The following is a 14,195-nucleotide window of genomic DNA, read 5'->3' on the forward strand; positions in this document are numbered from 1 at the left end:
TACACTTCACTCTGGAGCTGGCACTCGGGACCTTGATTATTCAAGTAAAGGTGTACCGGATGAAAAATCCGTTATCAAGATTAAGTTGGATGCATTAAGTGTGTCAACAAGGGTGGTACCGCGAATTTATAGCCTCGTCCCTTTTTAGGGATGGGGCTTTTTTGTATTTTAAGAAGTGTTAAGGAGGAGTAAGTATGAAAGAGCAATTGGAGGCTATTCAAGCTGAAGCATTGGATAATGTAAAACAGGCAAATAATTTAAAAGAACTTCAGGATATTAAAGTAACATACCTAGGCAAAAAAGGGTCTTTAACGTCTGTCCTGCGTGGTATGGGGAAACTTTCTAAAGAAGAGCGGCCGGTTGTTGGTGAAATTGCCAACAAAGTACGTGAATCGATCACAAATGAAATTGAGCACAAGAGTGAAATTTTAGAGGAAGCAGCATTAGATGAGAAACTTCAGCAAGAAGCACTTGATGTGACGTTACCAGGGCGGCCAGTTCAAGTTGGCGGGCCTCACTTGTTAACACAAATTGTAGAAGAGATTGAGGATTTATTTATTGGATTGGGATTTGAGGTAAGAGAAGGGCCGGAAGTTGAAACAGATTATTATAATTTCGAAGCGCTGAATCTTCCTAAAGGACATCCAGCACGTGATATGCAGGATACTTTTTATATCACCAATGAATTATTGCTTCGAACACATACATCACCTGTTCAAGCTCGAACTATGCGACAGTTCAATGGTGATCAAACTGTTAAAATGATTTGTCCCGGAAAAGTATACCGTCGCGACACCGATGACGCAACACACTCACACCAGTTCACCCAAATTGAAGGACTATACGTGGATAAGAATGTCCGTATGAGTGATTTGAAGGGAATATTAGATAAATTTGCTAAGAAAATGTTCGGCGATGATCGGAAAACACGGCTGCGTCCAAGCTTCTTCCCGTTTACTGAACCATCTGTTGAAATGGATATTTCATGTAAAGTCTGTAACGGATCTGGCTGTTCTGTTTGTAAAAAGTCTGGCTGGATTGAAATTTTAGGCGGTGGCATGGTCCATCCTAGAGTACTGGAAATGGCCGGATATGATTCTAAAGAATATACTGGCTTTGCATTTGGAATGGGGCCTGAAAGAATAGCTATGCTGAAATATGGCGTTGATGATATCCGTAATTTCTATACAAATGATGTACGGTTTCTAAAACAATATCATCATGCAAAAGGAGGTACCTTGTAATGCTAGTGTCATTAAATTGGTTAAAAAAATATGTAGATATAGAAAATATCTCACCTGAAGAACTTGCTGAAAAAATTACGAAAACTGGTATTGAAGTAGATGGTATTGAATATATTGCGGAAAAAAGTCAAGGTGTTGTAGTTGGTCATGTTGAATCATGTGAGAAACATCCCAATGCTGATAAATTGAATCTTTGTCAGGTCGATATAGGCGATGAGAAATTACAGATTATCTGCGGAGCACCAAATGTTGAGCAGGGTCAAAAAGTTGCAGTAGCTAAGCCTGGTGCAGTTCTTCCTGGAAACTTTAAAATTAAAAAGGTTAAACTGCGTGGAGTAGAATCAAATGGGATGATCTGCTCACTTCAGGAGCTTGGTATTGAGGATAAATATGTTCCAAAAGATATTGCAGAAGGTATTTTTGTTTTTCCGAATGATGTAACGACAGGTGAAAGTGTCGCACCTCTATTGAACTTAAATGATGCCGTATTAGAATTTGATTTAACACCCAACCGCGCTGATTGCCTGAGTATGTTAGGAGTTGCTTATGAGGCTGCAGCAATACTGGACAAAGAGGTGACGTTACCAAGTGAAGTGGTAAATTCAAGTGAAGAAAAAGCGAAAGATTATATTTCTGTAGAAGTGGCTGATCCCGAGTTAAATCCTTATTATGGTGCATTTGTCGTTAAAGATGTGAAAGTAAAACCATCCCCGTTATGGATGCGTAATGCGTTAATGGCAGCAGGCATTCGTCCTATTAATAACGTAGTGGATATTACGAACTATGTATTACTTGAATATGGTCAGCCATTGCATGCATTTGATTACGATTTATTGAATTCCGGAAAAATTGTTGTTAGACGTGCGGAACAGAATGAAAAGCTTATTACACTGGATAAGGAAGAAAGAAACTTATCAGATGACCATTTAGTAATTACAGATGGAAAAGATCCTGTTGCAATGGCTGGTGTTATGGGTGGAGCCAGTACAGAAATTAATAATGAAACTACAACTATCTTGCTGGAAGCAGCATATTTTGAACCTGCTTCTGTTCGAAAAGCAGTGAAAGACACAGGGTTACGCAGTGAATCAAGCACCCGTTTTGAGAAGGGAGTAGACCCTAATCGAGTAAAAGAAGCTGGTCTTCGTGCATGTCATTTACTGGAGAAGTACGCTGGTGCAACGGTTCTGGATGATGTTGTTTCTTTTGATGAATTGGACCGTTCTGAGAAGATAGTTGAAATTAATACGGAAGAGATCAATAAACGTCTTGGAACTCAAATTAGTACAAAAGAAATTGGTGTGATTTTAAGCAAGTTACAATTTCCGTTCAAACAGGATAATGATCAACTGATTGTGACCATTCCAACCCGTCGTGGAGATATTACGATTTTTGAAGATATGCTTGAGGAAGTTGCTCGTATTTACGAATATGATAATCTCCCATTCACGTTACCGGAAGGATCCTCACAGGCAGGTGGATTAACGAACAGACAGCGATTAAAGCGGGATGTTAAAGGTTACCTGCAAAGTGCGGGGTTAATGGAGACAATAACATATTCCTTAACAAGTGATGATCACGTGTATAAGCTACTAGATCCGAAGCAGGAGGAACAGAAACCTAACCCTGTACCGTTGGCTATGCCAATGAGTGAGGACCATAAATATTTAAGACTAAGCATATTACCAGGATTGCTTCAGACATTAGCGCACAACCATGCACGAAATCAAATGAATCTGTCCTATTTTGAACTAGGAAATGTTTTTATTTCAAACGAAGCAACACTTACAAAACAACCAGACGAAAAACTGCGGGTGGCAGGAGCAGTTACAGGGTTATGGCTGTCTCATCAATGGCAGCAAGAGAAGAAGCAGGCGGATTTCTATCTTGTAAAAGGAATTGTAGAGGGTCTGTTTGACTTCTTAAATATACAAGTTACCTTCGAACAGGGGAAACTTCAAGACATGCATCCAGGGCGGTGTGCAACAATCAAGGTTAATAATCATGTTGTTGGATTTATCGGTCAAGTGCATCCGAAGTTAGAAAAGTCAATGGATATTAAAGAGACTTATGTATTTGATGTTGATATGGAAGCAGTATTAGCTGTTTATAACAACACACCAGGATATAGTCAAATCCCTAAGTATCCATCTGTTTCCAGAGATATTGCGTTTATTGTCGACATGGACACTCAAGCAGGTGACATCAGACAAACGATAGAAGAAACTGGCGCGCCAGTGGTTAAGAATGTTCAAGTGTTTGATGTATACAAGGGTGAGCATTTACCAGAAGGCAAAAAATCAATCGCATACAGCCTGCTTTATCAGGATCCGGATAAAACATTGAAAGACGATGAAGTTGAACAATCTTATCAGGAAATAGTCCGTACGGTTAATAATAAATTTAATGCCTATGTAAGGTCATAAGGGCGAGAGCAAGTATTAAATTTTAAGTGGTTCAGTTTTGGAGTACAAAAACATAATTTGTACCCTTGATTGAACTGCTTTTTTATTAAGGATATTACCACCATAACATGGAAGGTTATAATATTATCACGCAGTTTATAGATTTATTGGCAGATATGAAAGTATCCCATATATCGCTGACCTCTTCATACCCCAATTGGTTGATATCCGGTGTTTCCAGTTGATATATCGAAATTGCGGTTGATATGCAGTGTTTCCAGTTGATATATTGAAATTGCGGTTGATATCCGGTGTTTCCAGTTGATATATCGAAATTGCGGTTGATACCCGGTGTTTCCAGTTGATATATCGAAATTGCGGTTGATATCCGGTATTTCCAGTTGATATATCGAAATTGCGGTTGATACCCAGAATTTCCAGTTGATATATCGAAATTGCGGTCGATATCCGGTATTTCCAGTTGATATACCGAAATTGCGGTTGATATGCAGTGTTTCCAGTTGATATATTGAAATTGCGGTTGATATCCGGTGTTTCCAGTTGATATATCGAATTTGCGGTTGATACCCGGTGTTTCCAGTTGATATATCGAAATTGCGGTCGATATCCAGTGTTTTCAGTTGATATATCGAAATTGCGGTTGATACCCAGAATTTCCAGTTGATATATCGAAATTGCGGTCGATATCCGGTATTTCCAGTTGATATATCGAAATTGCGGTTGATATCCAGAATTTCCAGTCGTTATATCATATTCGTGATCAGGGCGTGAAGTGAGCAACATCAAAATTGCTTAGCGGCATTGGCGTTGTTAATGGTAATTTGTGAGAATCCTGTAGCGATGGTTGGCCAAGTGAAGAAATGAAAGTTGAGTACGGCAAGTTGTGTTAGACAACAGAGAGCAAGCGCTTCCTATTTAAAAAAACAATACAACCTTTTCTATCAACATAAAAAGAGCATCAAATTTCCCTGCAATTTAATGCTCAATCGGTGCTGCATTCTCAACTCACCTGGTGTTAGAGATAATTTTTTGCCTTTTTTGTATTGGCAAAATGTGTTTTTGCGTATGAGTTCAGGGCTTTTTCACCTTTGGATTTCATGACACGTGCGATGGTTTGATCAACTTTTTTGGAAGCTCCTTTTGGCAGTGCTATTCCAGTTTTGGCTGACAGTTTATCCATTTCACTCAGAAAGCTGGTTCGGGCAATAATTGACCCTGCAGCAACTGCGATCGAATAACTCTCGGCTTTTGTCATGAAATACGTATTATCCGCAAGTTTCTGCTTCTCCGTTGCTATATGTTTTTTATAAACAGCCGGTTCACAAAATTGATCAATCAGAATGCCATCTGCTGAGTTTGAATCTATCTTATTAAGTAGATTATTAATGGCGTGGTGATGAAGCATCGCCTTCATTTTTCCCTGTGTCCAACCTTGCTTTTGCAGTTTATTGTATTTTTCGTTATGTAAGATTAATAAGGAATAGGGTAAATCGAGATTCATAATATCTTTGGATATTTTTCGAATCGTTGAGTCTGTTAAATTTTTAGAATCCTTCACACCCAACTCCCTGAGCAGTTCAATTTGCTCTTTTTTAACAAATACTGCCGCTACAGTGATTGGTCCAAAATAATCTCCTGTACCTGCCTCATCTGAACCAATATGATTGCTGGTGAATAAAGTATCTGGTGGAGAGAAGACAGTCGTTTTATTTGTTTTTGGAGCAGCTTTAGCTGACTCTTTTGCTTTATCTGTCCATTTCTCTGCCTCAACAGCTGGAGCATTCCCTTGGAACATTACTTTTCCCGACTTATATGCAGTTATTACTGCATTTGAAGTTTTGGCACGAAAAACAGCTCCTTGAGGTGTTGATTGAAGTGTATTAGCGTAAAAGCGTCTCATTTCTTCTATTGTATTCTTTGGTATAGTGTATACATTTTGTGGCATAGGATCCTCCAATTAGATTATCTACTTACTATAGCAAATGTCGGGTATAAATGAAAAGAATGATTTCGTATCGCCAAGAGTTTCCTCAATGGCAAACTTTGTGTTAATATATAGTGGACTATTTTTCACTTAGGAGTGTATTCGTGTGACCCAAGATGATAAAACACGTATAACAGTTGAAATACATAATAAATCTTATACAGTTGTTGGTAAGGAAAACGCGGACCACGTTCGACTGATTGCAAGTCTAGTAGATCAGAAAATGCGTGATATTCACGGGGGGAACCAACAGCTTACTACTTCGGAACTAGCCGTTCTTACAGCTGTAAATACGATGAATGATTATATGAAATTAAAAGAAGACTATGCAACATTATTAGGTTCAAAAAACAAGGAAGAGGATAAATAGCGTATGGTTGATATTATATTAATTGCATTATTAATATTTGGTTTTTTTATCGGATTAAAAAGAGGTTTTATATTACAAGCCTTTCATTTACTAGGATTTATTGCAGCATTCATACTTGCAGCCTTATACTATGATCAGCTTGCCCCGCGTCTTGCATTATGGATTCCGTATCCTGAATTAGAAAATAGTGGCGCATGGGCAGATTTTTTAGAGTCATTGCCTATTGAAGGTGCTTTTTATAACGCAATAGCTTTTGCAATTATTTTTTTCGTTGCCAAGATAATTATGCAAATCATAGCATCTATGCTTGATTTTGTAGCGGACTTGCCAATTTTAAACTCTGTAAATAAATTATTGGGAGCAGTGTTGGGATTCGTAGAGATTTATCTGCTGATTTTTGTGGTATTATATGTTTTGGCATTAACACCATTAACAGAAGTACAATCCTGGATAAACAGCTCGTCTATAGCATTATTTATTGTTGAACATACACCAGTTTTATCAGAACAGATTAAGTCATTATGGTTTGAACACGTTGATGATTTGCTTAAATTTTAATTGAATAACTGAGACTGATTCAACGTATTAGGGTAGTCCTTGTATGTCATGTACAATAGATATAACCTCTCCATGAATCAGTCTTTTTTCATAGTAAAAATAGTAGGTGATATACAATGACAATTAACAAGAAAGATGTAATTAAATTACTTGAAAAAATTGCTATATATTTGGAACTTAAAGGAGAAAATCCTTTTAAAATTTCTGCTTATCGAAAAGCAGCACAGGCTCTCGAGCGTGATGATCGTTCTTTGACAGATATAGAAGACTTCAAGAAGATTAAGGGTATTGGAAAAGGGACAAGTGCAGTAATTGATGAATATATTGAAAATGAATCTTCTGAAACCTTAAATCAGTTAGAAAAGGAAGTACCCAATGGTTTAATACCGCTACTGAACCTTCCAGGTCTTGGCGGGAAAAAGCTAGCCAAGTTTTACCAGGAGCTAGGTGTTACTGATGCGGATTCGCTTAAGGTAGCTTGTGAAAGTGGAAAAGTGGAAAGTCTTGAAGGCTTCGGAAAAAAATCAGCCGACAAAATACTTGCTGCTCTGGAGGATGCAAACACCCGTCCGGAACGACTGCCAATAGCATTTATGCTGCCGATTGCGGAACGAATTGAAATATATCTGCAAGAAATACAAGCTATTCATGAATACTCCCGTGCTGGAAGTTTACGGAGAATGCGTGAAACCGTAAAAGATATCGATTTTATTATTGCATCGGAACATCCGGAAATTGTCCGCGATGGATTACTTGAAATGGAGAATATAAAAGAAGTAATTGCTAAAGGCGAGACAAAAGTATCCGTTACATTGGAAGATGTATATGATGTAAATATTGATTTTCGGATAGTAGCGCCAAATGAATTTGCCTCAACGTTACACCATTTTACCGGGTCAAAGGATCATAATGTTGCAATGCGACAATTGGCTAAATCCAAGGGTGAGAAGATAAACGAGTATGGAGTTGACATTGAGGAAACAGGTGAAACCATAACATTCCAGGATGAGAAGCAATTTTTCGAGCATTTTGGATTACAGTTTATTCCGCCAGAGATACGTGAAAACACCGGTGAAGTGGAAGCGTTTCGTGAACATGTACCACTAATCAATCTAGAGGATATTCGTGGAGACCTACACATGCATACGACATGGAGTGACGGTGCACAATCTTTAGAAGAGATGGTTAACCGTGCTCGTGAAAAAAATTATGAGTATATTACAATAACAGACCACTCTAAGTTTTTGCAGGTTGCTAATGGATTAAATGAGGCTAGATTGCGCAAGCAGAGAGAAGAAATAAATAGGTTGAACGAAAAGTATGATGATATCCAGGTATTTGCTGGTGTCGAGATGGATATTTTACCTGATGGTTCATTAAATTTTGATGATACGTTTTTGCAGGAAATGGACTTCGTAATCGGAGCTATTCACTCAAGCTTTAATCAGTCACAGGAGAAAATTATGGAAAGGTTATATGCTGCGCTTGAAAACCCATATGTATCATTAATTGCGCATCCTACGGGGAGACTTATTGGTCGCCGTACGGGGTATAACGTTGATGTTGATAAGTTAATTCAACGTGCAAAAGAAACTGGAACAGCACTGGAAATCAATGCTAATCCAAACCGATTAGATCTCTCAGCTGAATGGGCTCGAAAAGTCCAAAGTGCTGGAGTCAAAATTGCTATTAGCACCGATGCGCATAACTATAATATGCTTGATCATATGACATATGGTGTACGTACAGCACGTAAAGGCTGGATTAAAAAGGAAACCGTATTAAATACCTGGTCAAAAGAGAAACTAATCAACTTCATGAATCGTACTAAATAAATGGGAAGAAAGTAAAAGGAGCAAGTCTTTATGAATGAGCGTATTCTACACGTACTTGAATTTAATAAAATAACCGATCAATTAAGTAAACAGGCGGCTACTTCGATGGGGAAGGACTTTTGTACCAGTTTAAAACCTTCTATAAATATAGACGAAGTAAAAGAATTGCAGGCAGAAACAGATGAGGCCAGTCAAATCTTAAGGTTAAATGCAACCATTCCATTAGGTGGGATATTTGATATACGCGCTAGTATTAAACGAAGTGTCATTGGTGGTGTGCTGCGTCCTGAGGAGTGTCTGGAAGTTGCAAACACCCTTTATGCGGCACGTCAGGTAAAAAGTTTTATGGAAAAAATAGAAGAAGATATGCCAATTCTAAAAAATCTTGGAACACAGATTATCTCGTTACGTGATTTGGAAACTCATATTAATAGCTGTATCGATGATAACGGACATATGATGGACAGTGCCTCGGTTAAATTACGTAGTGTCCGTTCTTCCATTCGGACGTATGAAAGCAGATTACGTGATAAGCTGGATGGTTACACAAAATCGAAAAGTAATATGCTGTCAGATGCAATTATAACGATTCGAAATGACAGATATGTTTTACCAGTAAAACAGGAGTATCGAGGATCTGTTGGCGGAATTGTTCACGATCAATCCGCTTCAGGTGCGACATTATTTATGGAACCAAAAGCTGTTGTTGATCTCAATAATCAATTGCAGGAAGCAAAGGTTAAGGAAAAACAGGAGATTGACAGGATTTTGCGTGAATTAAGTGATCATATCGCAAGTAATGAGGATTCTTTATATGAAAATGTAACTGTATTAGCCAAAATTGATTTTATGGTTGCCAGGGCAAAATTAGGAATGCAAATGAAAGCAGCTATGCCAAAAATGAATGATAGTGGAATTATAAAAATGACCCAAGCACGCCATCCGCTTATATCAATGGATGAAGTGGTTGCTAATGATGTGGAATTGGGAGAAGATTATACATCAATAGTTATCACGGGACCAAATACGGGCGGTAAAACGGTAATATTGAAAATGATCGGTTTATGCACATTAATGGCTCAGTCAGGACTCAGAATTCCGGCATTTGATGGCTGTGAAATGGCTATATTTGAGGATGTCTTTGCGGATATCGGTGATGAACAATCAATTGAGCAGAGTCTAAGTACTTTTTCTTCACACATGACCAATATTGTCTCGATTCTGGAGAATGTCAATCATAAGTCTTTAGTTCTTTTTGATGAACTTGGTGCTGGCACAGACCCGCAGGAAGGTGCGGCATTGGCGATGTCTATTTTGGATGAAGTGATTTCGCGTGGTTCACGTATTGTTGCAACAACACATTATCCAGAGTTAAAAGCATACGGATACAACCGGGAGAATGTTGTTAATGCTTCCGTGGAATTTGATGTACAAACATTAAAACCGACTTATCGTTTACTGATAGGTGTACCAGGACGCAGTAATGCTTTTGAAATTTCCAAGCGACTGGGACTTGACGAGAGAGTTATCGATCATGCTAAGAGTCATATTGGTATTGATTCTAAAAGTGTGGAAAACATGATAGCCTCTCTTGAGAAATCACAGCGTCAAGCTGAATCAGACTATCAGGAGGCACATGATACTTTACTTGCTAGTGAACAATTGCGAAAAGATATCGAGAAGGAATGGAAACATTTCGAGGAAAAGCGTGAATCGTTGTATAAAAAAGCTGAGGAAAAAGCAGAAAAGTCGTTACAGAATGCCAGAGAAGAAGCTGAAATGATTGTTGACGAATTACGAAATATGAAATCCGATTCACAATTAAAAGAACATGAGTGGATTGAAACCAAGAAGATGCTTGAAGAGGCTCAGCCTAATCTTTCCAGCAAAAAAAATGATGAGTCAGCTAAAGAACCAGTCACAGACAAACAGAGTTTACAAGCTGGTGACGAAATCAAGCTACTATCAGTAAATCAGCAAGGAACCGTTCTGGAGAAAGTTACCGATAACGAATATCTTGTTCAGGTTGGAATAATGAAGGTTAAAGTAAAACGGAATGAATTACAGCTCGTAAATAAGAAAAACACTGCTGTTGAAAGACCGATGGCCACTGTAAAGGGATCCAGTTATCATGTAAAAACAGAGCTTGATTTACGAGGTCAGCGATTCGAGGATGCGTTAGTAAAACTGGAGAAATATATTGATGACGCGATTCTCGCTGGCTACCCCAAGGTATCAATTATCCATGGGAAAGGTACCGGTGCTCTTCGGAAGGGAGTAAAGGAATTTACTCAAAGACACCCTAGTATAACCTCTGCTAGGTCAGGGTCACAAGGTGAAGGCGGAAGCGGTGTTACAATTTTGGAACTGAAGTAACAGAAAAAAAGGGGGAGAACTTCAAGTGTCTGACTTTTGGGAGATTATTTTCGTGGAGACTGCTGCAAGATACAGCGTGGTTATTCTTTGTACAATTGTATTCTTAGCGGTGTTTGAACTTGTTACCTCATACCGTAATTGGGTAGAAATTAAGCGCGGGAATTTTGCTGTAGCAATGGCAACAGGAGGGAAAATCTTTGGTATAGCTACCATTTTTCGCTATTCGATTGAACATAATGATACGCTTATAGAGAGTATTGGCTGGGGTGTTTTTGGATTTTTATTATTACTTATCGGTTATTTTATATTTGAATTTTTAACACCGACTATCAAAGTCGATGAGGAAATTGGAAAAGGGAACAATGCAGTCGGATTTATCTCGATGATGATTTCTGTTGGATTAGCTTTTGTCATCGGTGCAAGTATTGGATAAGGGGAGAGACAACATTGGAAACACTAGCTAAAATATTAGCCGTAATTGCAGTTATTTTTATAGTCATTGGTATCATATACTTAATTTAACAAGAATTTTTAATTTCATCATTCGAAAAATATAGCAGTAAATCCAAACATTTATTAGAGTGCTATACCTAATGATTTACACTGCAGGCAGACACTTTTCGAGGGCCTGAATTGAGCACCCTCGTTCTGTTGCACTGCGGGTTCTCAAGGTTCATGTTATCCCCGAAGGAGTCGCCGCACGCAGCGGAAATCAACTATCATAGTATTTTGGATTGACGAACAACAAAACATTTATTCGTGAAATAGTTCGGATAAATGATGATTACAAGTATTAATGAAATTGAATCAAATAAATAAAATTTCAAAAAATACTAATTAATCGGTATAATGAAGTTAATAGATAAAAAGGAGGAATTAAAATATATGGAGAAAAAACGTTGGCATGTACATTATCCAGAAGAGATACCAACCACAATTGAATACGACGAGAAGCCGTTACATTCATTTTTGGCAGCAACAGCTGAATTATACCCTGAAAAGAAAGCGCTTCATTTTATGGGTAAGGAAATGACGTTCACAGAAGTTTATTCACAGGCCAGAAAGATGGCGAAATACATGCAGTCCCTTGGTCTTGAAAAAGGTGAACGGGTAGCAATCATGCTTCCAAATTGCCCACAGGCAGTAATAAGTTATTACGGGGCATTAATGGCTGGAGCTGTGGTCGTTCAGACAAACCCTTTATATAAGGAGAGGGAGCTTGAATACCAACTAAACGATTCCGGTGCAACATTTATCGTTTGTCTGGACATTTTATTGCCCCGGGTTACAAATGTCCGGGGAAGCACATCGCTTAAACATACAATTGTTACATGTATTAAGGATTATTTACCATTTCCAAAGAATCTGATTTACCCTTTTATCCAGAAGAAACAATATAACATGGTTGTAAAAGTTGAACAATCAGAAGATACGCATATTTGGCAATCCATTATTGAAAATGGGAATGATGACTACAGCCCGGTTGAAGTCAATTCTAAAGAAGACCTTGCATTGCTTCAATATACTGGTGGCACAACCGGACATCCGAAGGGAGTTATGCTAACCCATTACAATTTGGTAGCTAATGTACAAATGAGTCAAGCATGGTTATATAAGGCTGAGTCAGGAAAGGAAACTGTCTTAGGCGTTTTACCATTTTTTCATGTATACGGGATGACCACCGTGATGAATATGGCCATTATGTTTGGGTCTAAGATGGTGCTTCTGCCGAAATTTGATGCTGAGGAAGTACTTAAAACAATTCATAAACAAAAGCCAACTATGTTTCCGGGAGCACCAACAATTTACGTGGGATTATTAAATCATCCCAATTTAAAGAAATATGATCTATCATCTGTTGAAGCTTGTATAAGCGGATCTGCACCGTTGCCAACAGAAGTACAGGAGCAGTTTGAAAAGGTAACCGGTGGACGTTTAGTGGAAGGTTATGGATTAACCGAGTCATCACCTGTTACCCATGCTAATTTTGTCTGGGATAACCGTGTTAACGGCAGTATTGGCGTGCCATGGCCAGATACGGATGCAAAGATATTCAGGGTAGAAACTATGGAAGAAGCTGAAGTAGGTGAAGTAGGAGAAGTTGCGGTTAAAGGCCCACAGATCATGAAAGGGTATTGGAACAATCAGGAAGAAACAGACAATGTTTTAAAAGATGGCTGGTTGTTTACAGGTGATTTGGGTTATATGAATGAAGAAGGTTATTTCTATATTGTTGACCGAAAAAAAGATATGATAATTGCTGGTGGATATAATATCTATCCTAGAGAAGTAGAGGAAGTATTATACGAGCACGAAGCTGTACAAGAAGCAGTTGTAGCAGGAATTCCTGACCCGTATCGTGGAGAAACAGTTAAAGCGTATGTTGTGCAAAAATCAGGTTACCAGATAGAGGAAGAAGAATTAAACGCACATTGCAGGAAACACCTAGCAGCTTTTAAAGTGCCAAGAATTTATGAGTTTCGTGAGGAGCTGCCAAAAACCGCAGTAGGTAAGATACTACGGAGGAAGTTAGTAGATGAAGAGAAAGAAAAGATGCAGGAAAAAAGTAAAACAATTTGAGCAAATCGCTCTCTTTTTGTATAATTATCGTACAAGCTTTATATTGACATTATTGAAGCAACTTTGTACAATTAGGGTGAATGACCATTCATTCAGTTTGTAAGCAAGAGGTATATGCTAAGGAGATTATCATGAAGAAAAACAGACCGAAATACAAACAAATTATCGAGGCAGCTGTTGAAACAATTGCAGATAACGGGTATCATGCTTCACAAGTATCTAAAATTGCCAAAAAAGCAGGAGTAGCCGATGGAACAATTTATCTTTATTTTAAAAATAAAGAAGATATTCTTGTGTCTGTTTTTGAAGAAAAAATGGGGCAGTTTATCGAACAGATTGCATCCAGTACCAATGATAAACAAAATGCAGATGAAAAACTGCGTACGCTAATTGAAATGCATTTTTTGCAGCTTGCAAATGACCATCACTTAGCTATTGTTACGCAATTGGAATTAAGACAGTCAAATACAGCATTGCGGATGAAAATAAATGAAGTTCTAAAACCGTATTTAGTTGTAATTGATGATATAATTGAAGAAGGTATGGAAGAAAAAATATTTCGGGATGATTTAAATATTCCTCTTGTCAGGCAAATGATCTTTGGTACCCTCGATGAAATAGTTACAAACTGGGTAATGAAAGAACAAAGGTATGATTTAGTTAAACAGACTTCGGATGTCCATGCATTAATAACAAATGGACTTTCTGTTTAGAAAACCTGGCTTATCGGCAATATAACAACGTAAGGCTTAGTTGCATTTATGCTTTAAGAAAGTAATTATTCTTTCTTAACTGCTAAAAAAAACAGCAGAGGAGGATTGA

11 protein-coding genes are annotated in these 14,195 nt (G+C 38.0%); 9 read left to right on the top strand and 2 right to left on the bottom strand.

The window, feature by feature from the left end; genetic code table 11:
- Window positions 1-194: 194 nt before the first annotated feature.
- Together pheS and pheT are read left to right on the top strand one after the other, a co-directional pair.
- Window positions 195-1,244, top strand: coding sequence for a phenylalanine--tRNA ligase subunit alpha (gene pheS / locus ACTWQM_RS15115; protein ID WP_443258997.1), 1,050 nt, complete (start codon window positions 195-197; stop codon window positions 1,242-1,244).
- A complete protein-coding gene (gene pheT, locus ACTWQM_RS15120; protein WP_443258998.1) occupies window positions 1,244-3,670 on the top strand; it encodes a phenylalanine--tRNA ligase subunit beta in 2,427 nt (808 codons plus the stop codon). The genes pheS and pheT overlap by 1 nt, the downstream gene beginning before the upstream one ends.
- Window positions 3,671-3,805: 135 nt before the next feature.
- Here pheT and ACTWQM_RS15125 read toward each other — a convergent pair whose 3' ends face one another.
- Together ACTWQM_RS15125 and rnhC are read right to left on the bottom strand one after the other, a co-directional pair.
- Complete coding sequence (locus ACTWQM_RS15125; protein WP_443258999.1) at window positions 3,806-4,453, bottom strand: hypothetical protein; 648 nt, start codon at window positions 4,451-4,453, stop codon at window positions 3,806-3,808.
- A gap of 232 nt (window positions 4,454-4,685) precedes the next feature.
- Window positions 4,686-5,615, bottom strand: coding sequence for a ribonuclease HIII (gene rnhC, locus ACTWQM_RS15130; protein WP_443259000.1), 930 nt, complete (start codon window positions 5,613-5,615; stop codon window positions 4,686-4,688).
- Window positions 5,616-5,760: 145 nt separating this feature from the next.
- On the opposite strand from rnhC, the gene zapA reads away from it, so the two are divergent.
- From zapA to ACTWQM_RS15165, 7 genes are all read left to right on the top strand, one after another.
- Window positions 5,761-6,024: a cell division protein ZapA gene (gene zapA / locus ACTWQM_RS15135; protein ID WP_443259001.1), complete on the top strand. Its 264-nt coding sequence runs from the start codon at window positions 5,761-5,763 to the stop codon at window positions 6,022-6,024.
- 3 nt (window positions 6,025-6,027) lie between these two features.
- Entirely contained in the window at window positions 6,028-6,582 is a 555-nt protein-coding gene (locus ACTWQM_RS15140) for a CvpA family protein (protein WP_443259002.1), read from the top strand.
- 116 nt (window positions 6,583-6,698) lie between these two features.
- The gene (gene polX / locus ACTWQM_RS15145) at window positions 6,699-8,417 is read left to right on the top strand and encodes a DNA polymerase/3'-5' exonuclease PolX (RefSeq protein ID WP_443259003.1); all 1,719 of its coding nucleotides are present in this window, start codon (window positions 6,699-6,701) and stop codon (window positions 8,415-8,417) included.
- Between the two features lie 30 nt (window positions 8,418-8,447).
- Window positions 8,448-10,793, top strand: a complete 2,346-nt coding sequence (locus tag ACTWQM_RS15150; protein ID WP_443259004.1) for an endonuclease MutS2 — start codon at window positions 8,448-8,450, stop codon at window positions 10,791-10,793.
- 25 nt (window positions 10,794-10,818) lie between these two features.
- Window positions 10,819-11,226 carry a DUF350 domain-containing protein gene (locus ACTWQM_RS15155; RefSeq protein ID WP_443259005.1) on the top strand — a complete coding sequence of 136 codons (408 nt, stop codon included), beginning with the start codon at window positions 10,819-10,821 and terminating at the stop codon, window positions 11,224-11,226.
- A gap of 452 nt (window positions 11,227-11,678) precedes the next feature.
- Window positions 11,679-13,373: a long-chain-fatty-acid--CoA ligase gene (locus ACTWQM_RS15160; protein ID WP_443259006.1), complete on the top strand. Its 1,695-nt coding sequence runs from the start codon at window positions 11,679-11,681 to the stop codon at window positions 13,371-13,373.
- 131 nt (window positions 13,374-13,504) lie between these two features.
- On the top strand, window positions 13,505-14,086 hold the full coding sequence (locus ACTWQM_RS15165) for a TetR/AcrR family transcriptional regulator (RefSeq protein ID WP_443259078.1): 582 nt from the start codon (window positions 13,505-13,507) through the stop codon (window positions 14,084-14,086).
- The last annotated feature ends 109 nt before the right edge of the window (window positions 14,087-14,195 follow it).

Source organism: Virgibacillus sp. L01, assembly GCF_052246775.1.
Taxonomy (GTDB): Bacteria; Bacillota; Bacilli; order Bacillales; family Amphibacillaceae; genus Lentibacillus.

What these genes read in the sequence shown, in the direction of transcription:
- pheS (WP_443258997.1), top strand. Translation starts at nt 195, where the DNA reads ATGAAAGAGCAATTGGAGGCTATTCAAGCTGAAGCATTGGATAATGTA.
- pheT (WP_443258998.1), top strand. Translation starts at nt 1,244, where the DNA reads ATGCTAGTGTCATTAAATTGGTTAAAAAAATATGTAGATATAGAAAAT.
- ACTWQM_RS15125 (WP_443258999.1), bottom strand. Translation starts at nt 4,453, where the DNA reads ATGTTGCTCACTTCACGCCCTGATCACGAATATGATATAACGACTGGA.
- rnhC (WP_443259000.1), bottom strand. Translation starts at nt 5,615, where the DNA reads ATGCCACAAAATGTATACACTATACCAAAGAATACAATAGAAGAAATG.
- ACTWQM_RS15140 (WP_443259002.1), top strand. Translation starts at nt 6,028, where the DNA reads ATGGTTGATATTATATTAATTGCATTATTAATATTTGGTTTTTTTATC.
- polX (WP_443259003.1), top strand. Translation starts at nt 6,699, where the DNA reads ATGACAATTAACAAGAAAGATGTAATTAAATTACTTGAAAAAATTGCT.
- ACTWQM_RS15150 (WP_443259004.1), top strand. Translation starts at nt 8,448, where the DNA reads ATGAATGAGCGTATTCTACACGTACTTGAATTTAATAAAATAACCGAT.
- ACTWQM_RS15160 (WP_443259006.1), top strand. Translation starts at nt 11,679, where the DNA reads ATGGAGAAAAAACGTTGGCATGTACATTATCCAGAAGAGATACCAACC.
- ACTWQM_RS15165 (WP_443259078.1), top strand. Translation starts at nt 13,505, where the DNA reads ATGAAGAAAAACAGACCGAAATACAAACAAATTATCGAGGCAGCTGTT.